Origin of the sequence: Streptomyces sp. NPDC053474 (genome assembly GCF_044544845.1) — a bacterium.
In the GTDB taxonomy this organism is placed as follows: Bacteria; Actinomycetota; Actinomycetes; order Streptomycetales; family Streptomycetaceae; genus Streptomyces.
In genome coordinates this window covers 593,238-618,286 of sequence record NZ_JBITXV010000001.1, presented here as the reverse complement: position 1 = coordinate 618,286, position 25,049 = coordinate 593,238, and the positions used below count along the sequence as shown (strand labels likewise).

27 protein-coding genes and 3 tRNA genes are annotated in these 25,049 nt (G+C 72.1%); 24 read left to right on the top strand and 6 right to left on the bottom strand.

Features of this window, described 5'->3' with window-relative positions; genetic code table 11:
* Positions 1–74: 74 nt before the first annotated feature.
* The 12 genes from ACIG3E_RS02805 (at position 75) to ACIG3E_RS02750 (ending at position 11,584) form a co-directional block, all read left to right on the top strand.
* Entirely contained in the window at positions 75–467 is a 393-nt protein-coding gene (locus ACIG3E_RS02805; RefSeq protein ID WP_030684951.1) for an NADH-quinone oxidoreductase subunit A, read from the top strand.
* Complete coding sequence (locus ACIG3E_RS02800) at positions 458–1,111, top strand: NADH-quinone oxidoreductase subunit B (protein ID WP_399610352.1); 654 nt, start codon at positions 458–460, stop codon at positions 1,109–1,111. The genes ACIG3E_RS02805 and ACIG3E_RS02800 overlap by 10 nt, the downstream gene beginning before the upstream one ends.
* Positions 1,108–2,304 carry an NADH-quinone oxidoreductase subunit C gene (locus ACIG3E_RS02795; protein WP_399610349.1) on the top strand — a complete coding sequence of 399 codons (1,197 nt, stop codon included), beginning with the start codon at positions 1,108–1,110 and terminating at the stop codon, positions 2,302–2,304. The genes ACIG3E_RS02800 and ACIG3E_RS02795 overlap by 4 nt, the downstream gene beginning before the upstream one ends.
* A complete protein-coding gene (locus ACIG3E_RS02790; RefSeq protein WP_138961283.1) occupies positions 2,301–3,269 on the top strand; it encodes a complex I subunit 1 family protein in 969 nt (322 codons plus the stop codon). Before ACIG3E_RS02795 ends, ACIG3E_RS02790 begins: the two co-directional genes overlap by 4 nt.
* On the top strand, positions 3,269–3,892 hold the full coding sequence (locus ACIG3E_RS02785) for a NuoI/complex I 23 kDa subunit family protein (RefSeq protein WP_399610345.1): 624 nt from the start codon (positions 3,269–3,271) through the stop codon (positions 3,890–3,892). Before ACIG3E_RS02790 ends, ACIG3E_RS02785 begins: the two co-directional genes overlap by 1 nt.
* A complete protein-coding gene (locus ACIG3E_RS02780; protein WP_399610342.1) occupies positions 3,889–4,527 on the top strand; it encodes an NADH-quinone oxidoreductase subunit J in 639 nt (212 codons plus the stop codon). The genes ACIG3E_RS02785 and ACIG3E_RS02780 overlap by 4 nt, the downstream gene beginning before the upstream one ends.
* Entirely contained in the window at positions 4,527–4,964 is a 438-nt protein-coding gene (nuoK, locus tag ACIG3E_RS02775; RefSeq protein ID WP_399610339.1) for an NADH-quinone oxidoreductase subunit NuoK, read from the top strand. Before ACIG3E_RS02780 ends, nuoK begins: the two co-directional genes overlap by 1 nt.
* On the top strand, positions 4,961–6,955 hold the full coding sequence (locus tag ACIG3E_RS02770; RefSeq protein ID WP_399610337.1) for an NADH-quinone oxidoreductase subunit L: 1,995 nt from the start codon (positions 4,961–4,963) through the stop codon (positions 6,953–6,955). Before nuoK ends, ACIG3E_RS02770 begins: the two co-directional genes overlap by 4 nt.
* A gap of 6 nt (positions 6,956–6,961) precedes the next feature.
* Positions 6,962–8,539: an NADH-quinone oxidoreductase subunit M gene (locus tag ACIG3E_RS02765; protein WP_399610335.1), complete on the top strand. Its 1,578-nt coding sequence runs from the start codon at positions 6,962–6,964 to the stop codon at positions 8,537–8,539.
* Positions 8,536–10,104, top strand: coding sequence for an NADH-quinone oxidoreductase subunit N (locus ACIG3E_RS02760; protein WP_399610333.1), 1,569 nt, complete (start codon positions 8,536–8,538; stop codon positions 10,102–10,104). Before ACIG3E_RS02765 ends, ACIG3E_RS02760 begins: the two co-directional genes overlap by 4 nt.
* 182 nt (positions 10,105–10,286) lie before the next feature.
* Positions 10,287–11,150: a zinc metalloprotease HtpX gene (htpX, locus tag ACIG3E_RS02755; RefSeq protein WP_399610331.1), complete on the top strand. Its 864-nt coding sequence runs from the start codon at positions 10,287–10,289 to the stop codon at positions 11,148–11,150.
* Positions 11,147–11,584, top strand: a complete 438-nt coding sequence (locus ACIG3E_RS02750) for a YccF domain-containing protein (protein WP_399610328.1) — start codon at positions 11,147–11,149, stop codon at positions 11,582–11,584. Before htpX ends, ACIG3E_RS02750 begins: the two co-directional genes overlap by 4 nt.
* Before the next feature lie 311 nt (positions 11,585–11,895).
* On the opposite strand, the gene ACIG3E_RS02745 is transcribed toward ACIG3E_RS02750, so the two are convergent.
* Positions 11,896–13,170: an APC family permease gene (locus ACIG3E_RS02745; protein WP_399610325.1), complete on the bottom strand. Its 1,275-nt coding sequence runs from the start codon at positions 13,168–13,170 to the stop codon at positions 11,896–11,898.
* A gap of 98 nt (positions 13,171–13,268) precedes the next feature.
* Between ACIG3E_RS02745 and ACIG3E_RS02740 the strand changes: the two genes are divergently transcribed.
* The gene (locus ACIG3E_RS02740; protein WP_242721098.1) at positions 13,269–13,535 is read left to right on the top strand and encodes a GlsB/YeaQ/YmgE family stress response membrane protein; all 267 of its coding nucleotides are present in this window, start codon (positions 13,269–13,271) and stop codon (positions 13,533–13,535) included.
* 148 nt (positions 13,536–13,683) lie between these two features.
* Here ACIG3E_RS02740 and ACIG3E_RS02735 read toward each other — a convergent pair whose 3' ends face one another.
* A complete protein-coding gene (locus ACIG3E_RS02735; RefSeq protein WP_384797877.1) occupies positions 13,684–14,172 on the bottom strand; it encodes a YajQ family cyclic di-GMP-binding protein in 489 nt (162 codons plus the stop codon).
* A 196-nt stretch (positions 14,173–14,368) separates the two neighbouring features.
* Here ACIG3E_RS02735 and ACIG3E_RS02730 point away from each other — a divergent pair.
* Positions 14,369–14,450: transfer RNA gene (locus tag ACIG3E_RS02730), tRNA-Tyr, on the top strand.
* 254 nt (positions 14,451–14,704) lie between these two features.
* Positions 14,705–14,926 carry a hypothetical protein gene (locus ACIG3E_RS02725; RefSeq protein WP_138961292.1) on the top strand — a complete coding sequence of 74 codons (222 nt, stop codon included), beginning with the start codon at positions 14,705–14,707 and terminating at the stop codon, positions 14,924–14,926.
* A gap of 28 nt (positions 14,927–14,954) precedes the next feature.
* Here ACIG3E_RS02725 and ACIG3E_RS02720 read toward each other — a convergent pair whose 3' ends face one another.
* Positions 14,955–15,611 carry an SDR family oxidoreductase gene (locus ACIG3E_RS02720; RefSeq protein WP_399610320.1) on the bottom strand — a complete coding sequence of 219 codons (657 nt, stop codon included), beginning with the start codon at positions 15,609–15,611 and terminating at the stop codon, positions 14,955–14,957.
* 79 nt (positions 15,612–15,690) lie between these two features.
* Positions 15,691–16,923 carry an amidohydrolase family protein gene (locus ACIG3E_RS02715; RefSeq protein ID WP_399610316.1) on the bottom strand — a complete coding sequence of 411 codons (1,233 nt, stop codon included), beginning with the start codon at positions 16,921–16,923 and terminating at the stop codon, positions 15,691–15,693.
* A gap of 456 nt (positions 16,924–17,379) precedes the next feature.
* Here ACIG3E_RS02715 and ACIG3E_RS02710 point away from each other — a divergent pair.
* The 8 genes from ACIG3E_RS02710 (at position 17,380) to ACIG3E_RS02675 (ending at position 22,637) form a co-directional block, all read left to right on the top strand.
* Positions 17,380–17,452: transfer RNA gene (locus ACIG3E_RS02710), tRNA-Thr, on the top strand.
* A gap of 48 nt (positions 17,453–17,500) precedes the next feature.
* Positions 17,501–17,573: transfer RNA gene (locus ACIG3E_RS02705), tRNA-Met, on the top strand.
* 88 nt (positions 17,574–17,661) lie between these two features.
* Positions 17,662–17,826 carry a 50S ribosomal protein L33 gene (gene rpmG / locus ACIG3E_RS02700; protein ID WP_003956487.1) on the top strand — a complete coding sequence of 55 codons (165 nt, stop codon included), beginning with the start codon at positions 17,662–17,664 and terminating at the stop codon, positions 17,824–17,826.
* Between the two features lie 303 nt (positions 17,827–18,129).
* On the top strand, positions 18,130–18,588 hold the full coding sequence (locus ACIG3E_RS02695) for a MaoC family dehydratase N-terminal domain-containing protein (protein ID WP_138961295.1): 459 nt from the start codon (positions 18,130–18,132) through the stop codon (positions 18,586–18,588).
* Positions 18,589–18,592: 4 nt separating this feature from the next.
* Positions 18,593–19,021, top strand: coding sequence for a MaoC family dehydratase (locus tag ACIG3E_RS02690; RefSeq protein WP_399610312.1), 429 nt, complete (start codon positions 18,593–18,595; stop codon positions 19,019–19,021).
* A gap of 225 nt (positions 19,022–19,246) precedes the next feature.
* Positions 19,247–19,867 carry a TetR/AcrR family transcriptional regulator gene (locus ACIG3E_RS02685; protein WP_399610309.1) on the top strand — a complete coding sequence of 207 codons (621 nt, stop codon included), beginning with the start codon at positions 19,247–19,249 and terminating at the stop codon, positions 19,865–19,867.
* 155 nt (positions 19,868–20,022) lie between these two features.
* Positions 20,023–21,462 carry a DHA2 family efflux MFS transporter permease subunit gene (locus tag ACIG3E_RS02680; protein WP_399610306.1) on the top strand — a complete coding sequence of 480 codons (1,440 nt, stop codon included), beginning with the start codon at positions 20,023–20,025 and terminating at the stop codon, positions 21,460–21,462.
* Positions 21,463–21,581: 119 nt separating this feature from the next.
* Positions 21,582–22,637 carry a UDP-N-acetylmuramate dehydrogenase gene (locus tag ACIG3E_RS02675; protein ID WP_399610303.1) on the top strand — a complete coding sequence of 352 codons (1,056 nt, stop codon included), beginning with the start codon at positions 21,582–21,584 and terminating at the stop codon, positions 22,635–22,637.
* Positions 22,638–22,674: 37 nt separating this feature from the next.
* Here the strand turns inward: ACIG3E_RS02675 and ACIG3E_RS02670 are convergent, their stop codons facing one another.
* Complete coding sequence (locus tag ACIG3E_RS02670) at positions 22,675–23,313, bottom strand: NAD(P)-dependent oxidoreductase (protein WP_399610299.1); 639 nt, start codon at positions 23,311–23,313, stop codon at positions 22,675–22,677.
* A gap of 83 nt (positions 23,314–23,396) precedes the next feature.
* Between ACIG3E_RS02670 and ACIG3E_RS02665 the strand changes: the two genes are divergently transcribed.
* Positions 23,397–24,008 (top strand): TetR/AcrR family transcriptional regulator, encoded by a 612-nt coding sequence (locus tag ACIG3E_RS02665; protein ID WP_399610296.1) that lies wholly within the window; start codon positions 23,397–23,399, stop codon positions 24,006–24,008.
* Here the strand turns inward: ACIG3E_RS02665 and ACIG3E_RS02660 are convergent.
* Complete coding sequence (locus ACIG3E_RS02660; RefSeq protein ID WP_399610293.1) at positions 23,998–25,017, bottom strand: adenosine deaminase; 1,020 nt, start codon at positions 25,015–25,017, stop codon at positions 23,998–24,000. The genes ACIG3E_RS02665 and ACIG3E_RS02660 overlap by 11 nt on opposite strands.
* Positions 25,018–25,049 lie beyond the last annotated feature (32 nt).

Here is a 25,049-nt window from a genome sequence, read left to right as displayed (position 1 = left end):
GCAGGCCCTAGACTCCCGTGCGTACAGATCGTCGAACAGGGCGAGTCACGGAGTGCAGGGAGCGAGGGGCTGACGTGCCAGGGACGACGTACGTCGCGGCGAGCTACTACGAGTCGTACTCCGTCGTCGGACTGCTCGCCGTGGTCGGCGTGCTGTTCGTCGCCGTGGCCTTCGGCGCCGGGCGGTTGCTGCGGCCCGTCGTGCCGACCCCCGAGAAGCTCCTCACGTACGAGTGCGGCGTGGACCCGGTCGGCGAGGGCTGGGCGCACACCCAGGTGCGCTACTACGTGTACGCCTTCCTCTACGTGATCTTCGCCGTCGACTCGATCTTCCTCTTCCCGTGGGCGACGGTCTTCGCCGAGTCCGGCTACGGCGCGACGACCCTCGTCGAGATGTTCATCTTCCTCGGCTTCCTCGCCGTGGGACTGCTGTACGCCTACAAGAAGGGCGTCCTCACATGGACGTGAACCAGGAGCCCGCGGGGGCCGAGCCCGTGCTCCTCCCGGAACCGAAGAAGCTGGGCGTCCTGTCCCGGCTCGCCCCCGAGCCGATGAAGGTGGTCCTGAACTGGGGCCGCCGCTACAGCCTGTGGGTCTTCAACTTCGGGCTCGCCTGCTGCGCCATCGAGTTCATCGCGGCCTCCATGGCCCGCCACGACTTCATCCGGCTCGGCGTCATCCCGTTCGCACCGGGCCCGCGCCAGGCCGACCTGATGGTCGTGTCCGGCACGGTCACCGACAAGATGGCGCCCGCCGTGAAGCGCCTGTACGAGCAGATGCCCGAGCCCAAGTACGTCATCTCCTTCGGCGCCTGTTCCAACTGCGGCGGCCCGTACTGGGACTCGTACTCCGTCACCAAGGGCGTCGACCAGATCATCCCGGTCGACGTGTACGTTCCCGGCTGCCCGCCCCGGCCCGAGGCGCTCCTCCAGGGCATCCTCAAGCTCCAGGAGAAGATCGCGCGGGAGTCCCTCGGCGAGCGGTACGCCCCCAACGGGGCGCGTCCGTCCACGGCCGCGCTGCGCAGCGACTTGGTGGCGCCGCCCACGTCCGCGCCTGGGGCTTCGGCTTCAGCTTCGGCTTCGGTTTCGGCACAGGAGGACGGCAGATGACCGGCTGGCTGTCCGCCCCCGTGGAGGAACTGTTCGGCGCGGAGGCGACCGCCGAAGAGTCGTACGACCTCCTGACCGTGGACGTGCCGCCCGCGTCCTGGCCCGAAGCCCTGCGCACCGCCCGGTCCACGCTCGGCTGCACGTACTTCGACTGGCTGAGCGCCGTCGACGAACCGGGCACGGGCTTTCGCGTGAGCGCCCACGTGGTGGCGCTGTCCCCGGTGCGGCGCCTCCTCGTCCGTACGACGGTTCCGCACGAGGCGCCCGTCCTGCCCTCCGCGGTCGACGTCTACGCGGGCGCGGCCTGGCACGAGCGCGAGACCCACGAAATGTTCGGCGTCCGCTTCGAGGGCCACCCGCACCTGGTCCCGCTGCTGCTTCCGGAGAACTTCGAAGGCCATCCCCTGCGCAAGGACTTCGTACTCGCGGCCCGGGTCGCGAAGGCGTGGCCCGGGGCGAAGGAACCGGGGGAGTCCGAGCACGGTGGCCCCAAGCGGCGCCAGATGCTGCCGCCCGGCGTGCCCGACCCGAACGAGTGGGGCCCGCTGAAGGGCCAGCTGCCCGCCGCCCCGGCGCGCCCCGCACGCGGAGCGGGCCGTGCCGCGGCCGCGGGGGAGCGCCCCGCACGGCGCACGCGGAGCGCGAGCGCGGGCTCGGCAAGCCAGAGCGCCGCTCCGACCGCCACTCCGGCCGCCGAGCCTCCGGCCACTGACGCCCCGGCCGCCGACCAGGCCCCCGCTCCCGCCCGGCCGCCGCGCCGCGCGCGCAGCGTGAGCCAGGGGTCGGCGTCGCAGCGTACGGCGGCGGAGACCCCCGCTCCGGCGGACGCGGCGCAGCCCCCCGAGGCCCCTGCCGCCGACGCCCCCGCCCCGGCCGCCCCGGCGCCGGACAAGCCGCAGCCCGCGCCGCGCGCCTCCGACGCCCCGTGGCACCACGCCCGCCCGGCCTTCGACACGCCGAAGCAGGCCCCCGAGCGGAAACCTCAAACGGCACCTCCAGAGGACACGGCACCTCCAGAGAACACGACACCGACCGAGGCCACAGAGACCACGGCGAACGAAGAGGACTCCGGGACCACCGGAGACAACGGGGACACCAGGACCACCCGGGAGACCGGGACCCCCAGGGAGACCGGGACCCTCCAGGACACCAGGAACGCCCCGGACACCGGCACCGAAGGAGGAGCGCAGTGAACGACGCCCTCGACGTCACCCTGCGACTCCTCGTCGTCTTCGTCGCCTTCCTCGCCCTGCCCCTGATCGTCGGCCAGACCGAACACAAGGTGATGGCCCACATGCAGGGCCGCCTCGGCCCCATGTACGCGGGCGGCTTCCACGGCTGGGCCCAGCTGGTCGCCGACGGCGTGAAGTTCGCGCAGAAGGAAGACGTCGTCCCCGCCGACGCGGATCGCCGCATCTTCCAGCTCGCCCCGGCCGTCGCCCTGTTGCCCTACCTCCTGGTCCTCGTCGCCATCCCCATCGGCCCCCAGGAGGGTGCCGTCGGCCAGGTCGTCGACGCGGGCATCTTCTTCGTCCTCGCCGTCATGGGCGTCGGCGTCCTGGGCTCGCTGATGGCGGGCTGGGCGTCGGCCAACAAGTTCTCCCTGCTCGGCGGCCTGCGCACCGCGGCCCAGCTGCTCGCGTACGAACTGCCGATGCTGCTCGCCGCCGCCTCCGTCGCGATGGCCGCGGGCACGGTCTCGCTGCCCGGCATCCTCAACGCCTTCGAGTGGTGGTGGCTGCCCTGGCAGATCGTCGGTGCCGTGGTCTTCTTCGTGGCCGGGCTCGCCGAACTCCAGCGCCCGCCCTTCGACATGCCGGTCGCCGACTCCGAGATTATCTTCGGCGCGTACACCGAGTACACCGGACTGCGCTTCGCGCTGTTCCTCCTCGCCGAGTACGCCGGGATCGTCGTCCTGTGCGGCCTCACCACCGTCCTCTTCCTCGGCGGCTGGCACGGACCCGGGGGCGCCGACGGCCTCGGCTGGGTGTGGACCCTCCTGAAGACGGGCCTCCTCGCCTTCGTCGTCATCTGGCTGCGCGTCACCTACCCCCGGCTCCGCGAGGACCAGCTCCAGAAGCTCTCCTGGACCCTCCTCGTCCCGCTCGCCCTGGCGCAGATCGCGCTCACCGGAATCGTGAAGGTGGCGATCAACTAATGGCCCGCCCGTCACCCGACCACCGCCCCTCAACGACGCCCTCCGGGCGGCCCCGCCTGTCCGTCCCCGGATCCGGCCTCGCCAAGGGCCTGGCCGTCACCCTCCGCACGATGACGCGGAAGTCCGTCACCGAGCAGTACCCCGACGTCCAGCCCGACCTGGCGCCCCGCACCCGCGGCGTCATCGGCCTGTTCGAGGAGAACTGCACGGTCTGCATGCTCTGCGCCCGCGAGTGCCCCGACTGGTGCATCTACATCGACTCCCACAAGGAGACGGTCCCGGCCGCCGCGCCCGGCGGCCGCGAGCGCAGCCGCAACGTCCTCGACCGCTTCGCCATCGACTTCTCCCTCTGCATGTACTGCGGCATCTGCATCGAGGTCTGCCCCTTCGACGCGTTGTTCTGGTCCCCGGAGTTCGAGTACGCCGAGACCGACATCCGCGAGCTCACCCACGAGCGCGACAAGCTCCGCGAGTGGATGTGGACCGTCCCGGCCCCGCCCGCCCTCGACCCCGCCGCCGAGGAACCCAAGGAACTGGCCGCCGCCCGCAAGGCCGCCGACAAGCTCGCCGCCGAGCGGGACGCCGCCGCACAGCAGGCCACCGAGCCCGAGGGGGACGCGTGAACGCCCACGTCGCCGCCGCGGCCCCCCACGGCTTCCTGTCCCCGACCGGCGTCGAGGTCGCCTTCCTCCTCGTCGGCCTGGTCACCCTCGGCGCCGCCATCGTCACCGTCACCACCAAACAGCTCGTGCACGCCGCGCTCTGGCTGGTCGTGGCGCTCGGCGGGCTCGCCGTCGAGTACCTCCTCCTGAGCGCCGAGTTCGTCGCCTGGGTGCAAGTCCTCATCTACGTCGGTTCCGTCGTGGTCCTCCTCCTCTTCGGCCTGATGCTCACCAGGGCCCCCATCGGCCGCTCCCCGGACGCCGACTCGGGCAACCGCTGGGTCGCGCTCGCCGTGGCCCTCGCCGCCGCTGCCGCCCTGGTGTGGGTCGTCGTGGACGCCTTCCGCACGCAGTGGATCGACCTCGACGGCCCCGCCCAGGGCTCCACCGAAGTGACCGGCGCGTTCCTCTTCCGGAACTGGGTGCTGCCCTTCGAGGCGCTGTCCGTACTGCTCCTCGCCGCACTGGTCGGCGCGATCGTGCTGTCCCGCAAGTCCAAGGAGGACCCCGGCGGCACGCCCCCGAGAGGCCCGCAGAGCCGCGGCGGCCCGCAGCCCCCCAAGGGCGCGACGGCCCCACAGGAGAGGACCCGCTGATGCACCTCGCCTACCCCGCCGTCCTCGCCGTCCTCCTCTTCTGCGTCGGCCTGTACGGCGTGCTCGCCCGCCGCAACGCGATCCTGGTCCTGATGTCCGTCGAGCTGATGCTCAACGCCGTCAACCTCAACCTCGTCGCCTTCGACGTCTGGCTGCGCGACACGCTCCACTCCGGCCAGGCCCTGACGCTCTTCACCATCGCCATCGCCGCCGCCGAGATCGGCATCGGCCTCGCGATCGTCCTGGCCGTCTACCGCAACCGCGGCACCTCCGCCGTCGACGACCTCCGCGACACCGCCGAACACCCCGACGGCGACGACGACGGCGACGACGACCTGGACGGCGCCGCCCTCGACGAGCCCGAGCCCGCCCCCGACGAGGCGGCCCAGCAGTCCCCGACGTCTCAGCAGTCGCAGAAGGCCGAGGCCACCGCGTGACCACGACCACCCTCGCCGTCCTCGTCCCCCTCCTGCCGTTCCTCGGCGCCGCCGCGGGCCTGCTGCTCGGCCGCACCGTCCCCGGCCTGGTGCGGCCCCTCGCGGTGCTGCCCACCCTGACGTCGCTGGTCCTCGCCGCCGTCGTGGCCGCCCGCCAGGGCGGCGACTCCGCCGTGGACGCGGCCACCCAGCTCACGCCCACCGGCTCGGTGCCGATCGACCTCGCCCTGCACATCGACGGCTTCGCCGCGCTCGTCGCCGTCCTCGTCGGCGTCGTCGCCTCCTGCGTCCAGATCTACTCGACGGGCTATCTGCGCGACGACCCGCGCTACCCCTCGTACGCCGCCCTCGTGTCGCTGTTCACCTCCGCGATGCTGCTCGTCGTCTACTCCGGCGACCTGATGGTGCTCCTGGTCGGCTGGGAGGTCATGGGCATCTGCTCGTACTTCCTCGTCGGCCACTACTGGGAGACCCCCGAGGCCCGAGCCGCCTCCCTGAAGGCCTTCCTGGTCACCAAGCTCGGCGACGTCCCCTTCCTGATCGGCCTGTTCGCGCTCGCCGTCGACGCCGGGTCGTTCCGGATCACCACCGTCCTCGCGACCGTCGCGGACGGCGGCCTCGACCACCCGACGCTGATCGCCCTGCTGCTGCTCGCGGGCGTGGCGGGCAAGTCCGCGCAGTTCCCGCTGCACACCTGGCTGCCCGACGCGATGGCGGGCCCGACACCCGTCTCCGCGCTGATCCACGCCGCGACGATGGTCGCCGCCGGTGTCTACTTCGTCGCCCGGCTCCTCCCCGTCTTCGCCGCCTCGTCGGCGGCCCTGGTCGTCCTCGCGGTCATGGCCGCCGTCACCATGGCCGGTTCCGCCCTGGCCGCGCTCGCCCAGGACGACATCAAGCGCGTCCTCGCGTACTCGACGATCGGTCAGCTCGGCTACATGACCGGCGCGCTCGCCGTCGGCGACCGGGGCGCCGCCGTCTTCCACCTCCTGTCCCACGGCGCCTTCAAGGCGCTCCTCTTCCTCGCCGCCGGCGTGGTCATCCACGCGGCGGGCACCAACTCCCTGGCCGCGATGTCCCGCATGCGGAACCTGCGCGCCCGCGTCCCCGACGCCTACTGGACGATGACCGTGGCGCTCCTCGCGCTCGCCGCGATCCCGCCGTTCAGCGGCTTCTTCTCCAAGGAGGCGGTGCTCGGCGCGGCCGAGCACGCGGCCACCGGGCACGCCGCGTCCGTCCCCGGCGCCGCGGGCTGGATCGTCCTCGTCGCGGGCCTGGTCAGCGCCCTCCTCACCGCCGCCTACGCGGCCCGGCTGTGGCTCCTCGCCTTCTACGGCAGGGGAGCGGAGGCACCGGACCACGGAAAGCAGCCCGTGGCTATGACCGCCGTGCTCTGGGTACTCGCCGTCCCCTCGCTCGCCTTCGGCGTGACTGTCGGCGTCCTCCCGGACTGGTTCGACGGCCACGAACTCGCCCCGAAGCTCACCACCTCCGTCCTCGGCACCGGCCTCGCCCTCGTCGGCGCCCTCGTCACCTACGGCGCCTGGCGGCACACCACGGCCCTCGCGGCCCGCGTGCCGATCGGCGCCGTCGCCGCCCGTCCCGAAGCCGACGGGGGAGAGGTCGAGGCGGAGGCCATCGCCACCCACACTCCCGCGTACGGCGACATCGCGAGCGCCCCCGACCCGGCGGACCCCGGCCGTCTGCTGCTCGGCCCGCTGCACCGCCACGCCGCCGCAGGCTTCCACCTGGACGCCGTCTACGCGGCCCTGTTCGTCCGCCCCGTCCAGGCGGGCGCCCGCCTCGTCCGCTTCCTCGACCGCGAGGTCGTCGACACGTACGTCCGTGGTGCGGGCGCCGCGCCCCGCCTGCTCGGCGCGGCCGTCCGGCGCGCGCAGACGGGCAACGTGCAGACCTATCTGAGCGCGCTGCTCGCGGGCACCGTCGTCCTGGCGGTCGCCGCCGTCCTCGTCGCCACCGCCGGAGCGTGAGCAGCAGTGATCGGTATCAGTGAGTCCGTGATGCAGTTCCTTCTCGCGTTGATCGTGGTCGGTCCGCTCGTCGGCGCCGTGGCCGCCCTCCTTCCGGCGCCGCCCGGGCTGAAGGGGAAGTCGCCCGACCAGGCCGTGCTGCGCCACGGCGTGACCGTGACCGGCGCGATCCTGCTCGCCGCGATCGTCCTCGCGCTCGGCTTCGACCACGACCACCCGTCGAAGATGCAGGCCACGACCGACATCAGCTGGATCCCCGCGCTCGACGTGCGCATCCACCTCGGCATCGACGGCATCTCCCTCCCCCTTCTGGTCCTGACCGCGCTGCTGACCTTCCTCTGCGCGCTGTACTCCTACTTCAAGCTGCCTGAGGGCCCGTCACCCAAGGCATTCGTCGCGCTGATCCTCGTGCTGGAGTCCGGCACCCTCGCGACCTTCGCCGTCCTCGACCTGCTGCTGTTCTTCCTCGCGTTCGAGATGGTCCTCATCCCGATGTACTTCCTCATCGCCCGCTGGGGCGGCGCCGAACGCACGCAGGCGGCTTGGAAGTTCATCCTCTACACGCTGCTCGGCTCCGTCGTGATGCTGCTCGGCCTCCTCCTCATCGGTCTCAAGTCCGGCACTTTCGACATGGTGGCACTCGCCACTGACAATCACCCCGAGCTCACCAAGTCCGTGCAGGTCATCGCCGTTCTGGCGATCGGCGTCGGGCTCGCGGTCAAGACGCCGATGTGGCCGCTGCACAGCTGGCTGCCGGACGCCCACACCGCCGCCCCGACCGTCGGCTCGGTCCTGCTGGCCGGTGTCCTGCTGAAGATGGGTACGTACGGGTTCGTCCGGATCCTGCTGCCGATCGCGCCGGACGGCATGCGGACCTTCGCGCCCTACCTCGCCGCGTTCGCCGTCGTCGGGATCGTCTACGGCTCGCTCGCCTGCCTCGCGCTCGCGCGGCCCGGCGCGAAGGGCGACCTCAAGCGCCTCATCGCGTACTCGTCCGTCGGCCACATGGGCTTCGTGCTGCTCGGCATCTCCACGATGAGCCCGACCGGCGTGAACGGCGCCCTGTTCGCGAACATCGCCCACGGCCTGATCACCGGCCTGCTGTTCTTCCTCGTCGGCGCCCTCAAGGACCGCACCGGCACCAGCGACCTCGACGCCCTAGCCGAGGGGTCCGGCGCCGCCCTCTACGGCAAGGCCCCGCGCCTCGGCGGCCTGCTCGCCTTCGGGGCCGTCGCCTCGCTCGGGCTGCCGGGCCTCGCCGGGTTCTGGGGCGAGATGCTCGCCCTGTTCGGCGCGTTCAAGCCCGCGGACGGCCTCAGCCGCCCGGCGTACCTCACGTTCATGGCGGTCGCCGCCTTCGGCACCCTCCTGACGGCCGCGTACATGCTCATCGTCGTCCGCCGCGTGTGCATGGGCCCGGCCGCCGGAGAGGACGCGCCCCGGCTCGCCGACGTCCACGGCTACGAGTTCGCCGCCTGGACCCCGCTCGTCGCCCTCACCGTCCTCGCCGGACTCTGGCCCGCGGCCCTCCTCGGCCTCACCGACCCGGCCGTGCAGCAGCTCCTCGCGGGAGGAAAGTCGTGACCGTGGCCCCCACCGACAGCGCCTTCGTCGAGAGCGCGGCCAGCGTCGTCCAGAGCGTCGACTGGCCCGCGGTCCTGCCGCCCACCATCACGGCCGTCGTCGCGCTCGCCGTGCTCGTGATCGACCTCTTCGTAGGGGAGCACCGCAAGGCGCTCCTCGGCTGGATCTCCCTCGCGGGCCTGGCCGCCGCCGCGCTCTCCATGTTGCCGATCGCCGACTCCCACCACCGCGACACCTTCTGCGTGGTCGGCACGGACGGCACCGTCTGCAGCTACACGGTCGACGAGTTCACCCTCGCCATCCAGCTCCTCGTCCTCGGCGGAGCGCTGCTCGCCGGTCTGCTGTCCCTGAGCACCCTCAAGGACGCACGGGCCGCCAAGCGGGAGCTCCCCGAAGGGGAGTTCTGGTTCCTGCTCCTGTCGTCGGTCGCGGGCGCCGTCCTGCTGCCCGCCTCCCGCGACCTGGCCACGCTCGTCGTCGCCCTCGAAGTCGCCTCCCTGCCCGCGTTCGCCCTGGTCGGCCTCAAACGCGGGGACAAGCGGTCCGCCGAGGCCGCCCTGAAGTTCTTCCTCTCCTCGGTCGCCGCCACCGCGGTGACCCTCCTGGGCGTGAGCTTCGTGTACGCGGCCACGGGCACCCTCTACCTCACCGAGCTGGACGAGAAGCTCGGGCAGGTCGACGGGCAGCTGGAGACGCTCGCCCAGGCCGGTGTCGTGCTGACCCTCGTCGGATTCGCCTTCAAGGTGGCGGCCGTCCCGTTCCACTTCTGGGTACCCGACGCCTACGTAGGCGCGCCCCTGCCCGTCGCCGCGTACCTCTCTGTCGTCGGCAAGGCGGTCGGCTTCACCGGGCTCATCCTCGTCACCGTCGTCGGCTTCCGGTCGTACGACGACGTGTGGGGCCCGGCCATCGCCGCACTGGCCGCGCTCACCATGACGGCGGGCAACGTCGCCGCCCTCAGACAGCAGGCCACGCGCGCGTACAGCGCGGTCCGACTGCTCGCCTGGTCGTCGGTCGCCCAGGCGGGCTACCTCCTGGTGCCGATCGCGTCGGCCGGATTCGACAACGGACGGGGCGAGGGCGCCACCGCGGACGCCGTCGGCGCCACCGTCGCCTACGCCCTGATGTACGCCGTCGTGAACCTGGGGGCCTTCGCCGTGGCCGCGTTCGTCGGCCGCACGCGGCGCAAGAACCGCGTCAGCGACTACCGGGGTCTGTACGCCAAGAGCCCGCTGTCCGCCCTCACCCTGGCCTTCTTCCTGCTCTGCCTCGCGGGTCTGCCCCCCGGCATCATCGGCCTCTTCGCGAAGGTCACCGTCTTCTCCGCGGCCGTCGACGCGGGCCTCGGCTGGCTCGCCGTGATCATGGCGGTCAACGTGGTGATCGCCCTGTACTACTACCTCCAGTGGACGGCGCTGCTGTTCCGCGCCCCCGAGGGCGAGCCCGCCCGGCACCGCGTCCCCGCCCCGCTCACCGTGGCCATCGTCGCGACCGCGGTCCTCGGAATCGCCCTCTCCGGAGCGCCCCAGCTCGTCCTGAGGTTCACCGGGACCAGCCCGTTCTGACGCCTTCCTGAAGCCGCTCCGCCCCGGAGGCGACCGCGTCACCCGGGCGGCTCACAGCGGCTCCGGCGCGCACAAGGGAACTAGCTCCTCCCGCCTGGCGTTGACCAGGAAGGGAGGGTCCACTGAACAGTGGAAGACCAGCAAGCAGAGGGTTCCCCCGCGCACCACCAGGAGGGCGTACCGTGCACCGCCGAACCAACGGGCTGAAAACCGCCGTACTCCTCGGGGGACTGTCGGCACTCATCCTCGTCATCGGCAGTTTCTTCGGCCGTACGGGCCTGATCGTCGCGCTCTTCGTAGCCATCGGGACGAACGCGTACGCGTACTGGAACAGCGACAAGCTGGCCCTGCGCGCCATGCGCGCCCGCCCGGTCAGCGAATTCGAGGCCCCCGAGCTGTACCGCATGGTGCGCGAGCTCTCCACCCAGGCCCGCCAGCCCATGCCCCGTCTGTACATCTCACCCACCGAGGCGCCGAACGCCTTCGCGACGGGCCGCAATCCGCGCAACGCCGCCGTCTGCTGCACGGAGGGCATCCTGCGCATCCTCGACCAGCGCGAGCTGCGCGGCGTCATCGGCCACGAGCTGAGCCACGTCTACAACCGGGACATCCTGATCTCCTCGGTCGCCGGCGCCCTCGCCTCGGTCATCATGTTTCTGGTCAATTTCGCCTGGCTGATTCCCGTCGGCCGGTCGAACGACAACGAGGGCCCCGGCATCTTCGGCATGCTCCTGATCATGCTGCTCGGCCCGCTGGCGGCCTCCATCATCCAGCTCGCCATCAGCCGCTCCAGGGAGTACGAGGCCGACGCGTCCGGTGCCCAGCTCACCGGCGACCCCCTGGCCCTCGCGAGCGCGTTGCGTAAACTCGACGCCGGTACGAAGCAGTTGCCGCTCCCTCCCGAGCCGCGGCTGGAAACGGCGAGTCACATGATGATCGCGAACCCGTTCCGGCCGGGCCAGGGTATGTCGAAGATGTTCTCCACCCACCCGCCGATGGCGGAGCGCATCGCCCGGCTCGAAAAGATGGCAGGTAGCCCGCGATGAAAGTAATCCTGAACCTCATCTGGCTCGTCCTGTGCGGACTGTGGATGTGCTTCGCCTACCTGGTCGCGGGCCTGATCCTGTGCATCACGATCATCGGCATCCCGCTCGGCCTCGCGGCCTTCCGCATCGGCCTCTTCGCCCTGTGGCCCTTCGGCCGCAAGGCCGTCGAGCGGTCCGACGCGGGCGCGCCGTCCCTGATCGGCAACGTGGTGTGGCTGATCCTCGCGGGCTGGTGGCTGACCATCGGCCACATCATCACCGGCGTCCTGCTGTGCCTCACGATCATCGGCATCCCGCTGGGCCTCGCCAACTTCAAGATGATCCCGATCTCCCTGATGCCCCTGGGCCGCGAAATCGTGCCCACGGACGAGCCGTTCGGCGCGGCGTCGGTACGACCGGCACCCGCCGGGCATCCGCAGAACCAGGGGTGGTGACCCGCTCCGAAGAGGCGGGGCTCCGGCCGAGGGCTCGCCGGGACGGTCAGCGCCCCGCGGCGATGGCGCGCCCAGGCCTGGTGGCGCCTTCCTGAGCGTGGCGCACCTGGCAGCAGGGGCTCCCTCACCGCCACGGGCCCTCTCACGGACAAGGCAGGGCCACGGGCTCGCTCACGGACAAGGCAGGGCGGCCACTGGCACCTTCACGGACAAGGCAGGGCCACAGCCGGGGGACCGCTGACCGGGGACCGCCGGGGATCGCCTGCACCCGCCAGGAACTGACGCCCCCGCCGGGCCAGCCCCGGCCCACGTCAGCCCCGCCCCCCGATCCACCGCCGCACCCCGTAGGCCACACCCCCCACCGCCACCACCCCCGCGCCGACCGCCACCGAAACCCCCGGCAGCGCGAACGCCAGCACCACGCACCCCACGGCGCCCACCACCGGCCCCACGCGCGCGAGGGGCGCCCGACTCAGCGTCCACGCCGACGCGTTGGCGATCGCGTAGTACAGGAGCACCCCGAACGACGAGAAGCCCACCGCGCCACGCACATCCACCGTCGCGGCCAGCAGGGCCACCACCGCGCCCACGGCGAGCTCCGCCCGGTGCGGCACCTGGAAGCGCGGATGCACGGCGGCGAGCGCCCCCGGCAGATGGCGGTCGCGCGCCATGGCGAGCGTCGTCCGCGACACGCCCAGGATCAGCGCGAGCAGCGACCCGAGCGCCGCCACGGCCGCCCCCACCCGCACCACCGGCACCAGGCCCGGCGCCCCCGCGGCCCGCACGGCGTCCGCCAGCGGAGCCGAAGCCTCCGCGAGTCCGCCCGCCCCCAGCACGGCGAGCACCGCCACAGCCACGCACGCGTACACCGCGAGCGCGATGCCGAGGGCCAGCGGAACCGCGCGCGGAATGGTGCGCGCCGGATCGCGTACCTCCTCGCCCAGCGTCGCCACGCGCGCGTACCCGGCGAAGGCGAAGAACAGCAGCCCCGCCGCCTCCAGGACCCCGCCGAAGCCACCGCCGGAGAGCCCCACGTCCACGCGTCCAGCCGTGGCCTCCGAAGAGCCCAGACAGACCGCGACGACCAGCACGAGGACCGCGAGCACCCCGGCCACGATCACCCGGGTCAGCCACAGCGACTTCCGCACGCCCAGGTAGTTCACGGCCGTCAGGGCCACCACGGCGGCCACCGCGACGGCGTGCGCCTGCCCGGGCCACGCGTACGCCCCCACCGTCAGCGCCATGGCCGCGCAGGAGGCCGTCTTGCCGACGACGAATGCCCATCCCGCCAGATAGCCCCAGAACTCCCCGAGCCGCTCCCGCCCGTACACGTACGTCCCGCCGGACTCGGGGTAGCGCGCCGCGAGCCGGGCCGAGGCCACGGCATTGCAGTACGCGACCACGGCGGCGACCGCGAGCGCGATCAGCAGCCCCGACCCGGCCGCGTCGGCCGCGGGCCCGAGGACCGCGAAGATCCCGGCCCCCACCATCGCGCCGAGCCCGATCACCACGGCGTCGCGGACCCCGAGCGTCCGCCGCAGCTCCCCCGCCTCACCAGGCCCCTGTCGCCCCGTCCGCCCTGTCATGGGCCCGCACCCTAGCGACCCGCGGGAACCGCCACCGCCCCTCGCGACGTCCCACAGGACAACAACGCACGAAAAGGCACGAAAGGTCAGGTCACCGCATGGGCGTCATCAGCTGGATCATTCTGGGCCTCCTCGCCGGTGCCACCGCCAAGATCCTGCTCCCGGGCCGCGACCCGGGCGGCTTCGTCGGCACGACGGTGATCGGCATCGCGGGCGCCTTCGTGGGCGGCTGGATCTCCGCGCGCTTCCTCGACCGGCCCATAGCCGAGCACTTCTTCGACGGCGCGACCTGGACGGCGGCCATCGGCGGCTCGCTCGTCCTGCTCATCGCCTACCGCATCCTCTTCGGCCACTCACGGCGCTGACTCCGCCGGACGGCCGCGGACGTCCCCACGAGGCACCTACGAGTTCCCCACACAGACCGCAGCCAGCAGCAAGGGCGGGCACCCGACCCGGGTGCCCGCCCCCTTGTGTCCCACGGCGTGCGTACGACTCGACCGCGTACTCGACTACCTACCGGTAGTTCACGAACTGCAGCGCGAAGTCGAAGTCCTTGCCCTTCAGGAGGGCGATCACGGTCTGGAGGTCGTCGCGGCTCTTCGAGCTGACGCGCAGCTCCTCGCCCTGCACCTGCGCCTTGACGCCCTTGGGGCCCTCGTCGCGGATGATCTTCGCCACCTTCTTCGCGTTGTCCTGGGAGATGCCCTCCTCGATCGACGCGAAGATCTTGTACTCCTTGCCGGACAGCTGCGGCTCGCCCGCGTCCAGCGACTTCAGCGAGATGCCCCGCTTGATCAGCTTGGACTGGAACACGTCGAGGATCGCCTTCACGCGGTCCTCGCCGTTCGCCTCCATCAGGATCTTCTCGCCGGACCACGAGATCGAGGCACCCGTGCCCTTGAAGTCGTAGCGCTGCGAGATCTCCTTGGCCGTCTGGTTGAGGGCGTTGTCGACCTCCTGCCGCTCGACCTTCGAGACGATGTCGAAACTGGAGTCGGCCATGTCCTGTGGCTCCTTGTATCGGTATCTGCGTACTCAGCGGGTACACGGCCTTCAGTCGCCGACCGCATCCGCAAAGCCTAGCCACTGCCCCCGCGCCGGGTGCCGATCAATCGGGTGGCGAAGCACCCCTGGGCATCAGGTATCGTTTACGTCGTTGCCACGGAGCACCGCGAGAGCGGGGCCAGGCAGCAAACCCGGCGGTGTGCCCGAGCGGCCAAAGGGAGCAGACTGTAAATCTGCCGGCTCAGCCTTCCCAGGTTCGAATCCTGGCGCCGCCACGCTGAGAGAGACCCTCTCCGATCTGTGTTTACGCAGGTCGGAGAGGGTCTTTGCGTTTCCCTGGAGGGGCATCAAGGGATCACTTGCGCCGATCGAAAAGCGGGTCGAAAATGGGTGATCTGCCTCACATTGCCCTGGTCGTGCCCTTGCCTCGGTCGCGCCACCCGCCTCGGTCGCACTGCCTGCCTCGCGAAGGGGGCCGACGCGGGAGTGGGTGCGCGACGCACGCGGGTGCCGTGGGCACACTGGTGACATGTCGTCCAGTTCAGCGCGTCGCAGGCACTGCCCGGAGTGTCGGCGCGAAATCGCCGTCGTCGGCGGGCGGTTCGCTCGTCACGACCCGCCGGGGCCGCGCGGCGGGGAGGACCTGGTCTCGTGCCCCGGCTCGCGTCGGCACGCCCAGATCGGCGCCGCGCAGCCCGCACTCGACGGCTACGTAGTGCCTGAATTCCCCGGCCAGTTGCCCTTGTTCTGAGCCCCGGCCGCGCCCGGTGTCGTGCGGGTCAGTTCCCGGCGACCGACTTCACGGCCACCGACACCGGCACGGAACCGCTGACCAGTTCGAGGGTCAGGCCCGCCGTCGCCGGGGTCTCCAGGAGCTCGGCGAGCACCGCGGCCACGTCGTCGCGCGGGACGGGACCGCGCCCCGTCGACGCCTCCAGGCGCACCAGGCCCGTGCCCGCGTCGTCCGTGAGCATCCCCGGGCGCAGAATCGTCCAGTCGAGAGCCGCACGTCCGCGCACGTCCGCGTCGGCCTCGCCCTTGGCGCGCAGATACGCGTCGAAGATCTCGTCCCCCGCGTGGTTCGGGTCCGCGCCCATCGACGACACCACCACGTACCGCCGCACCCCGGCCCGCTCCGCCGCGTCCGCGAACAGGACGGCGGCCGCGCGGTCCACGGAGTCCTTCCGGGCGGCGCCGCTGCCGGGGCCCGCGCCCGCGGCGAACACCACCGCGTCCGCGCCCTCCAGATGCCCCGCGACCTCCTCGACGGACGCCGACTCCAGGTCGCACAGCACCGGCTCGGCACCGGCCTCCCGCAGATCCGACTCGTGCGCCGAATTGCGGATGACTCCTACGGCTTCGTCCCCACGCGCGGCGAGCAGCCGCTCCAGACGCAGGGCGATCTGTCCATGGCCTCCAGCGATGACAATGCGCATGCTTCCGACGGTACGGCAGATCCGGCCGCTCGGCCTCGGACAGCACCCGCGACGCCCCCGTCCCCGCAGGCGTACGCCGTCACGCCCCCCGCCCCTGCCGCGGCAGGCCGAGCGCCACCGCGGCCGCGGAGTCGCAGTACTCGCGCACCGCGCTCGTCCGTGCCACCACGCGCCCCCGATGCACCACCACACGGCTGTACGCCAGCGACAGCGCCCCTTCGAGGCTGTCGCCGCGCACGGCGAGGAGTTCGGCGGGGAAGCCCGCCTCGATCCTGACCGGCGGCAGGCCCATGGCCTCGCGGGCGGCCGAACTCACCGTGGCGTACGCCTCGTCGGGGCGCAGCCCGCCGCGCGAGGCCAAGAGGTACGCCGCCTCCAGCGGATCCCCGCGGCCCACGGGGTTCGCGACGTCGCGCAGCGCGCCGCTGCCCGCCGCGACCCGCACCCCGGCGGCCCGCAGCAGGCGCACCGGAGGCGTGCCGGTACCGCCCGGCAGCGCGCCGCAGCCGCCCTGCGGCAGGCACACCACCGCCACCCCGGCCGCCGCGAGTTGCTCCGCCGCGCGCGTGGCCACGTCGGAGGGCAGCCGCCCCAGACCGCCGCAGGGGCCGACCGCCACACCGGGCCGCAGGCCCCCGGCCATGGCGGCGAGTCGGCCGAGGCGTGCCGGGTCGCCGCCGTCCGTGTGCAGGTCGACGGGGCGGCCGTACTCCGCCGCGAGATCGAGGACCGCCTCCGCGTACCCCGTCGGATCGGGGTCCAGATCCGGGCAACCGCCCACTACGGAGGCCCCCATCCGCACCGCGTCCCGCAGCATCGCGAGCCCGTCGGCCCCGGCCGCGCCCGTCAGGAGCCGCGGCACCGCGACCACGGACAGGTCGACGAGCCCACGCAGCGACCGGCGCGCCTGGAGCACCGCCTCCAGGCAGCCAAGACCCTGCACGCCCCCGACGTGTACGTGCGCGCGCAGCGCCGTCGCCCCGTGCCCCAGCTGCAACAACGCCGCCTCGGTGGTGCGGCGTTGGACGTCCCGCGCGTCGTACGACACGGGCCCTTCGCGGAGCGCGGACAGCGCCGTGTCGCTGTGGGCGTGCGGCTCGGCGGCGGCGGGCAGCAGCAGGAAGCCGCTCAGGTCCACGCGCGCGGCGTGCGCGCTGAGGCTGCCCGCCGTGCCGACGGCCTCGATGCGCCCGGCGCCGACCCGGACGTCCACGGCCCTGCCGTCCACGAGCCGCGCCCCGCAGAGCAGCAGGGCTCCGGAGGTGGCGTCGGGCTCGGCGGAGTGGGGCTGCTGCGGCTGACTGTCGGGCATCGCGCTCCTGGGGCTCGGGGGCGGCGCGGACGCGGCTTCGAGGCGCGCAAGATCACGCAGGGTGAGGCGAGCCTAGGACGGCGGCGGCCCCGCTTCGCGGAGGAGCGCATTAGTCGTACCGCTGTGGTGCGGGAACCGTGCCGTCGTGGCGTGCGCGTCCTACCGCCCTGCCGCCCTGCCGCCCTGCCGCCCTACCGTCGTGCCGTCGTGGCGCGTGCGCCCTGCCGCTGTGGCGCGGGCGCGCTCAGGCGTGCCGGTGCGGCGCTGGTGAGCCCACGTGCCCGTGTGACGCCTGGTGGTCCGCGTACCGGTGTGGCGCACGTGCTCGGTGGTGGCTCGCGAGGCGCTGTGACACGTACGGGACGGGCTGATCGGGGCGCCCGCCACGACCCCGGACGGGCCTCGCGAAACGGATTTGGGCGAACGGCTGCCGAGCGTGTAATGTCTTCATCGCTCGCCCCAATAGCTCAGTCGGTAGAGCGTCTCCATGGTAAGGAGAAGGTCAACGGTTCGATTCCGTTTTGGGGCTCTGATGTGAAGGGTTCCTCGCCTCGGCGAGGATCCGCATCACATCTGCAGCGGTGTAGCTCAGTCGGTAGAGCAAGCGGCTCATAATCGCTGTGTCACCGGTTCAAGTCCGGTCACCGCTACACACAGTAGCCGATTGCGGGGTCGGTCCTTCGATCGGCTACTCTTTATGCGTTCATCCGTCCATCCGTCCGTCATAGGAGCACTCACGTGGCTGCCACCGACGTCCGCCCGAAGATCACGCTGGCCTGCGTGGAGTGCAAGGAGCGGAACTACATCACCAAGAAGAACCGGCGTAACAACCCGGACCGTCTTGAGATGAAGAAGCACTGCCCGCGTTGCAACTCGCACACCGCGCACCGCGAGACGCGATAAACACAGGCTAGAACTAGAGGCCGCCCCCGTTGTTTCGGGGGTGGCCTCTAGTCGTTTGTGGATCCTGGAGATCCCCGGGAGGTTCCCTGGGGATCTCCAGGGAATCCCGTACCCCCGATGTAGATCCAGTAGATCCAGAAGAGATCTGGTGGACCCAGTCTTTGCGGATCGCCGGTAGCGTCTCTTGTTCGATCTCTCGCCAAGGCCGTAGCCGGTCTGCGGCTCCGTGCGGGCGCGCACCGGCGGCACCGGGCTCGCGAGAATCCGAGCTCATTGGAACCCAGCTGCAGGAGGTGCCGAGCCATGGCGCTCGACCAGTCCTTCGTCGGGCGGACCTACCCGCCCACTGACCCGTACGAGGTCGGCCGCGAGAAGATCCGCGAGTTCGCGGTCGCGGTGGGCGACGCCAACCCGGCGTACGCCGACCCGGAGGCCGCCAAGGCGCTCGGCCACCGCGACGTCATCGCCCCGCCGACCTTCGTGTTCGCGATCACGTTCAAGGCCGCGGGCCAGGTCATCGAGGACCCGCAGCTGGGGCTCGACTACAGCCGCGTCGTGCACGGCGACCAGAAGTTCGCGTACACCCGCCCCGTGTACGCGGGCGACCGGCTCACCGTCACCTCGACCATCGAGGCGATCAAGTCGATGGCGGGCAACGACATCCTGGACATCCGCGGCGAGGTCCACGACGAGGCGGGCGAGCACGTGGTGACCGCGTGGACCAAGCTCGTCGCGCGCGCGGCCGGGACCGAGGAGGCGTAAGGCGATGGCAGAGAAGATCGCATACGACGACGTGGAGGTCGGCACGGAGCTGCCGACCCAGACCTTCCCCGTGACGCGCGCCACGCTGGTGCGGTACGCGGGCGCTTCCGGGGACTTCAACCCGATCCACTGGAACGAGAAGTTCGCGGTGGAGGTCGGCCTGCCGGACGTCATCGCGCACGGCATGTTCACCATGGCCGAGGCCATCCGCGTCGTGACGGACTGGACCGGTGACCCGGCCGCCGTCGTCGAGTACGGCGTGCGCTTCACCAAGCCCGTCGTGGTCCCGAACGACGACGAGGGCGCGACGATCGAGGTCAGCGCCAAGGTCGCGGCCAAGCTCGACGACAACAAGGTCCGCGTGGACCTGCTGGCGACCAGCGCCGGGCAGAAGGTCCTCGGAATGTCGCGCGCGGTCGTGCGGCTGGCCTGAGGCCCGAAGCCCAAGGCCCAAGGCCTGCGGAGGCCCGCCCGCGAGGCCGTGAGGTCAGGGCGATGAAGTAGGCGAAGTAAGGGGCGTTCTCCATTGCGAGGCGCCCCTTACGCGTAACGGCCCCCCGGCCTGATCAACGCTCCGCGCAGGAGCCACGTTCCAGTCCCTCGGCCGCCTCGCCCACCCCCCTTGACGTAGTTAGTGATTGAGTACTAACTTACTCGCATGGTCAGGATGAGCGCGGAAGAGCGGCGCGAGAGCGTCATTCGGGCGGCGATGAGCGAGTTCGCCCGAGGCGGCTACCACGGGACGTCCACCGAGGCGATCGCCAAGCGCGTCGGGGTCTCGCAGCCGTATCTCTTCCGCCTCTTCCCCGGCAAGAAGGCGATGTTCCTCGCGGCGTCGGCGCGCTGCTGCGAGGAGGTCCGGAAGGTGTTCGAGACGGCGAGCGAGGGGCTCCAGGGCGAAGAAGCCCTGCACTCCATGGCGCGGGCGTACCACGGCCTCATCACGGAGGACCCCGACAAGCTGCACATGCAGCTCCAGACGTACGTGGCCGTGGCCGCCGCCGAGGCGGCCGGGGACTACGAGTTCGGCGAGATGGTGCGCGCCGGCTGGATGGAGCTCTGGGAGACCGTGCACCTGCCGCTCGGCGCCGACGTGGACGAGACGACGACTTTCCTGGCCTACGGGATGCTGCTCAACGCCCTGTCGGCCATGGGTTTTCCGCCTGAGCACCGGGTGTGGGAAGGGTTCTACGCCTCGGCGCAGCCTCCGGGGGAGGCGAAGAGGCCCCAGCTCGTGAAGGAGCCGGAGTCGGCGCGGGTTCCGGGGCAGTCCCCGTAGGGGCGTCCGGCCCGGTGGAATCGCCCGGTGTCCGGGCGTTCTTCTGCCCGCAGAAGTTAGTCATCAATTACTAACCAAAACGGCGTCTGCGAAGACGGCGTCTGCAAGACGGCGTCTACGAAGACAGCATCGGTAAAACAGTCTCTGGGGGAGCGATGTCACAGCAAGCGGTACCGCGCGGAAGAGTCGTGTGGGCCCTCGTCATCACCAGCGTCGCCGGGTTCATGGCGGCCCTGGACAACCTCGTCGTCACGACCGCGCTGCCCTCCATCCGGGAGGACCTCGGCGGCGGACTCGAGGACCTGGAGTGGACGGTGAGCGCCTACACCCTCACCTTCGCCGTGCTCCTGATGTTCGGCGCGGCCCTGGGGGACCGCTTCGGGCGCCGCAAGCTCTTCGGGGCGGGCCTCGCCGTCTTCACCGCGGCCTCCGCGGCCGCCGCCCTCGCGCCCGGCTTGGAGGAGCTGATCGCGGCCCGCGCGGTGCAGGGCGTCGGCGCGGCCATCATGATGCCGCTCACCCTCACCCTGCTCACGGCCGCCGTGCCCGCGGCCAAGCGCGGCATGGCGTACGGGATCTGGGGGGCCGTCAACGGCCTCGCGGTCGCCAGTGGGCCGCTCATCGGCGGCGCCCTGACCGAACACGTGTCCTGGCAGTGGATCTTCTGGCTGAACGTTCCGCTGGGCATCGCCCTGCTGCCGCTGGCCCGTCTGCGCCTCACCGAGTCGTACGGGACCGGCGCCCGGCTCGACGTCGCAGGCACCCTGCTCGCCAGCGGCGGTCTGTTCGGCATCGTCTACGCCCTGATCCGCGGCAACGTCGACGGCTGGACCAGCGCGCCCGTCCTGACCGGCCTGATCGCGGGCAGCGCCCTGCTCGCCGGGTTCGTGCACCACGGCATCCGCAACCGGGCCCCGATGCTGCCCATGCGGCTGTTCCGCAACCGTGCCTTCTCCGCGATCAACGCCGCCAGCCTGCTGATGTTCGTCGGGATGTTCGGCTCGATCTTCCTGCTCAGCCAGTTCCTCCAGGGCGTGCTCGGCTACTCGCCGACCGAGGCGGGCCTGCGGATGCTGCCCTGGACCGGCATGCCGATGATCGTCGCGCCCATCGCCGGGTACCTCTCCGACCGCATCGGCGGCCGCCCGGTCGTCACCGCGGGCCTCGCGTTCCAGGCCGTGGGCCTCGGCTGGTTCGCCCTGATCGTCTCTCCGGACGTGTCGTACGCCGCCCAGTTGCCCGCCCTGATCATCAGCGGGATCGGCATGGCCCTGTACTTCGCCCCGGCCGCGAGCCTGGTCATGTCCAGCGTCCGCCCCGCCGAGCAGGGCATCGCCTCCGGAGCGAACAACGCGCTGCGCGAGGTGGGCGGCGCGCTCGGCATCGCCGTCCTCGCCTCGGTCTTCTCCGCGCAGGGCGGGTACGAGTCGCCGCGGGCGTTCGTGGACGGGCTCGAGCCCGCGCTGTGGGTGGGCGCGGGAGTCGTCGCCCTGGCGGCCGCCGCCGCGGCGCTGCTGCCGGGGCGGCGGGCCGGGCAGGCCGACGGTTCCGTCGCCGCTCCGGCCGCGGAGGAACGGGTGCCGGTCAGCGCGTGAGGCCGTAGCGTCCACCGACCCACCCGCCCCTCCCGGGCGGGTGGGTTCGCGCCTGCCCGCCCGGCGCCCCGGAGGCCCGGCGCCCGGGCGGGGGAGCGGGCCCGCATACCCTGGTGTGCGTGCAGGTACTTGACGACGCCCCCCTCGCCCCGCTGACCACCTTCCGGCTCGGCGGCCCCGCCGACCGGCTGATCACCGCCACGACCGACGCCGAGGTGGTCGCCGCCGTCCGCGAGGCCGACGCGTCCGGTACGCCGCTGCTGCTCATCGGCGGCGGCAGCAACCTGGTCATCGGCGACAAGGGCTTCGCCGGAACCGCGCTGCGCATCGCCACCACCGGCTTCGCGCTCGACGGCACCACGCTGGAGCTCGCGGCGGGCGAGGTGTGGACGGACGCCGTGGAGCGGACCGTCGCGGCCGGTCTCGCGGGCGTCGAGTGCCTCGCCGGGATCCCGGGCTCCGCGGGCGCGACCCCCATCCAGAACGTGGGCGCGTACGGCCAGGAGGTCTCCCAGACCATCACCGAAGTGGTCGCGTACGACCGCAGGACCGACGAGACGGTCACCCTCTCGAACGAGGAGTGCGTGTTCTCGTACCGCCACAGCCGCTTCAAGGCCGACCCCGAGCGCTATGTGGTCCTGCGCGTGCGCTTCGCGCTGGAGGACGCGGACGGCATGAGCGCCCCCATCCGGTACGCGGAGACGGCCCGCACGCTCGGCGTCGAGGTCGGCGACCGCGTCCCGGCGGCCGTGGCCCGCGAGACCGTCCTGAAGCTGCGCGCGGGTAAGGGCATGGTGCTCGACGCCGAGGACCACGACAGCTGGTCGGCCGGGTCGTTCTTCACCAACCCGATCCTCACCGACGCGGAGTTCGCCGCCTTCCACGCGCGCGTGGCCGACCGGCTCGGCCCGGACGTCGCCCCGCCCGCCTTCCCCGCGGGCGAAGGACACGTGAAGACCTCCGCCGCCTGGCTCATCGACAAGGCCGGGTTCCCCAAGGGCTACGGCCAGGGCCCCGCCCGCATCTCCACCAAGCACACGCTGGCCCTCACCAACCGCGGCGGCGCCACCACGCAGGACCTGCTCGACCTGGCGCGCGAGGTCGTCGCGGGCGTACGGGACGCCTTCGGGGTCACGCTCGTCAACGAGCCGGTGACGGTGGGCGTCAGCCTGTAGCGCCCCTCCCGGCAGAGCCCGCAGGCCCCGGAGGCACTCAGTAGGCCACGCCCACGCCCCGCTTCACCGTCGCCGGGTCGTCGATCATCGTCAGCATGGCGTGCGCCACGTCGGCCCTGCCGATCAGCCGGGCGCTGCGCGGATTGCGCCCGACGGCCGTGCGATAGACGCCCGTCAGCGGCTTGTTGAGCAGCCGCGGCGGGCGGACGGACGTCCAGTCCGTCGCGCTGTGCGCCAGCTCGTCCTCCATGGCGCGCAGATCCACGTACACCGGCTTGAACACCCTGCCGACCACGGCCATCATGGCGCGGTCGGCGAGCGGCTCGCGCTCCGCCGCCGGGGCCAGCGGCGCCGCGCTCACCACCAGGAGGCGGCGTACGCCCTCGGCCTCCATGGCGCGCAGCACCGGCACGGTGAGGCGCGTCGCGATGCCCGCGCGCGCGTCCGCGCGTCCGCGCGCCCCCAGGCCGGAGAGCACCGCGTCCCGCCCCGCCACGGCCCCGCGCAGCTCCTCCGCGTCCGTGAGGTCGGAGCGGAACACCTCCAGGCGGTCCCCGGTCGCCGCCAGGCGCGCCGGGTCGCGCACCACCGCCGTGACCTCGTGCCCCGCCGCCAGACCCTGCCGGACGATCTCCCCGCCGATGCCGCCGCTCGCCCCGAACACCGTGATCCTCATCGCGCTCTCCTGGTGGGTAAGTATTCACTCACCACTAGAGTGAGTACGCACTCACCCCGTAGTCAAGCTCGTTTGGACGGTTCATGGAACGGCAGGCACCGCAGCGGCCCACGCGCGAACGCATCCTCGACGCGGCCCACGAGCTCATGGTCACGCTCGGTCTCGCCCGGGCCACCACCAAGGAGATCGCGAAGGCCGCGGGCTGCTCCGAAGCCGCGCTCTACAAGCACTTCACGAGCAAGGAGGACCTGTTCGTCGGCGTCCTCCAGGAGCGCCTGCCGCGCCTCGGACCGCTCCTTCACCGCCTCATCGAGGAGCCGGGAGAGCGCACCCTCGAGCAGAACCTCACCGAGATCGCCGTCCTGGCCTGCGACTTCTACGCACAGAGCTTCCCGGTCGCCGCCTCCCTGTACGCGGAGACCAAGCTCAAGCGCCGCCACGACGACGCCATGCGCGAGCGCGGCATGGGCCCCCACATGCCCATCGAGGCCCTGGACGCCTATCTGCGCGCCGAGCGCGACGCGGGCCGCGTCGACCCCGACGCCGACACCTTCGCCGCGGCCTCGCTGCTCCTGGGCGCCTGCGCCCAGCGCGCCTTCGCCTACGACGCCACGGTCGGCAAGCGGCCCCCGCAGCCCGTCGACGCCTTCGCCGCGGGGCTCGCCCGCACGCTCCTGGCCGGCGTCAGCCGCTGAGCCACCCGTCGATCCCGGCGAGCAGCTTCTCCTGCACGTCGGCGGGGGCGGCCGAGCCGCGCACCGACTGCCGCGCGAGCTCGGCGAGCTCGGCGTCGCTGAAGCCGTGGTGGCGCCGCGCGATCTCGTACTGCGCGGCGAGCCGCGAGCCGAACAGGAGCGGGTCGTCGGCCCCGAGCGCCATGGGCACCCCGGCGTCGTACAGCGTGCGCAGGGGCACGTCCTCGGGCTTCTCGTAGACACCGAGGGCCACGTTCGACGCCGGGCACACCTCGCAGGTCACACCGCGCTCCGCGAGCTTCTTCAGGAGCCGCGGGTCCTCGGCCGCGCGCACACCGTGGCCGATGCGCCGCGCGTGCAGGTCGTCGAGGCAGTCGCGCACCGAGGCCGGGCCCGTCAGCTCACCGCCGTGCGGGGCCGCGAGCAGGCCGCCCTCCCGCGCGATCGCGAAGGCCCGGTCGAAGTCCCGGGCCATGCCGCGCCGCTCGTCGTTGGACAGGCCGAAGCCGACGATGCCGCGGTCGGCGTACCGGACCGCGAGCCGGGCCAGCGTGCGCGCGTCCAGCGGGTGCTTCATGCGGTTCGCGGCGACCAGGACGCGCATCCCCAGGCCGGTCTCGCGCGAGGCGCTGTCGACGGCGTCCAGGATGACTTCCAGGGCCGGGATGAGCCCCCCGAGCCGGGGCGCGTACGACGTCGGGTCGACCTGGATCTCCAGCCAACCGGAACCGTCCCTGAGGTCCTCCTGCGCGGCCTCCCGCACCAGCCGCTGGATGTCCTCCGGCTCGCGCAGACAGGACCGCGCGATGTCGTAGAGCCGCTGGAAGCGGAACCAGCCGCGCTCGTCGGTGGCGCGCAGCTTCGGCGGGGTCCCGCCGGTCAGCGCGGCGGGCAGATGGACGCCGTACTTGTCGGCGAGCTCCAGGAGGGTGGAGGGCCGCATCGACCCGGTGAAGTGCAGGTGCAGATGGGCTTTGGGCAGCTCGCTGACGTCTCGTACACGCTCCATTCCAGGATCTTGCCGTACGCACCCCCGGTCCC

Excerpts from the sequence above, each read along its gene's own strand:
- ACIG3E_RS02800 (WP_399610352.1), top strand. The coding sequence starts at position 458 with ATGGACGTGAACCAGGAGCCCGCGGGGGCCGAGCCCGTGCTCCTCCCG.
- ACIG3E_RS02795 (WP_399610349.1), top strand. The coding sequence starts at position 1,108 with ATGACCGGCTGGCTGTCCGCCCCCGTGGAGGAACTGTTCGGCGCGGAG.
- ACIG3E_RS02785 (WP_399610345.1), top strand. The coding sequence starts at position 3,269 with ATGGCCCGCCCGTCACCCGACCACCGCCCCTCAACGACGCCCTCCGGG.
- nuoK (WP_399610339.1), top strand. The coding sequence starts at position 4,527 with ATGCACCTCGCCTACCCCGCCGTCCTCGCCGTCCTCCTCTTCTGCGTC.
- ACIG3E_RS02750 (WP_399610328.1), top strand. The coding sequence starts at position 11,147 with ATGAAAGTAATCCTGAACCTCATCTGGCTCGTCCTGTGCGGACTGTGG.
- ACIG3E_RS02745 (WP_399610325.1), bottom strand. The coding sequence starts at position 13,170 with ATGACAGGGCGGACGGGGCGACAGGGGCCTGGTGAGGCGGGGGAGCTG.
- ACIG3E_RS02740 (WP_242721098.1), top strand. The coding sequence starts at position 13,269 with ATGGGCGTCATCAGCTGGATCATTCTGGGCCTCCTCGCCGGTGCCACC.
- ACIG3E_RS02735 (WP_384797877.1), bottom strand. The coding sequence starts at position 14,172 with ATGGCCGACTCCAGTTTCGACATCGTCTCGAAGGTCGAGCGGCAGGAG.
- ACIG3E_RS02725 (WP_138961292.1), top strand. The coding sequence starts at position 14,705 with ATGTCGTCCAGTTCAGCGCGTCGCAGGCACTGCCCGGAGTGTCGGCGC.
- ACIG3E_RS02720 (WP_399610320.1), bottom strand. The coding sequence starts at position 15,611 with ATGCGCATTGTCATCGCTGGAGGCCATGGACAGATCGCCCTGCGTCTG.
- ACIG3E_RS02715 (WP_399610316.1), bottom strand. The coding sequence starts at position 16,923 with ATGCCCGACAGTCAGCCGCAGCAGCCCCACTCCGCCGAGCCCGACGCC.
- ACIG3E_RS02695 (WP_138961295.1), top strand. The coding sequence starts at position 18,130 with ATGGCGCTCGACCAGTCCTTCGTCGGGCGGACCTACCCGCCCACTGAC.
- ACIG3E_RS02690 (WP_399610312.1), top strand. The coding sequence starts at position 18,593 with ATGGCAGAGAAGATCGCATACGACGACGTGGAGGTCGGCACGGAGCTG.
- ACIG3E_RS02685 (WP_399610309.1), top strand. The coding sequence starts at position 19,247 with ATGGTCAGGATGAGCGCGGAAGAGCGGCGCGAGAGCGTCATTCGGGCG.
- ACIG3E_RS02680 (WP_399610306.1), top strand. The coding sequence starts at position 20,023 with ATGTCACAGCAAGCGGTACCGCGCGGAAGAGTCGTGTGGGCCCTCGTC.
- ACIG3E_RS02670 (WP_399610299.1), bottom strand. The coding sequence starts at position 23,313 with ATGAGGATCACGGTGTTCGGGGCGAGCGGCGGCATCGGCGGGGAGATC.
- ACIG3E_RS02665 (WP_399610296.1), top strand. The coding sequence starts at position 23,397 with ATGGAACGGCAGGCACCGCAGCGGCCCACGCGCGAACGCATCCTCGAC.
- ACIG3E_RS02660 (WP_399610293.1), bottom strand. The coding sequence starts at position 25,017 with ATGGAGCGTGTACGAGACGTCAGCGAGCTGCCCAAAGCCCATCTGCAC.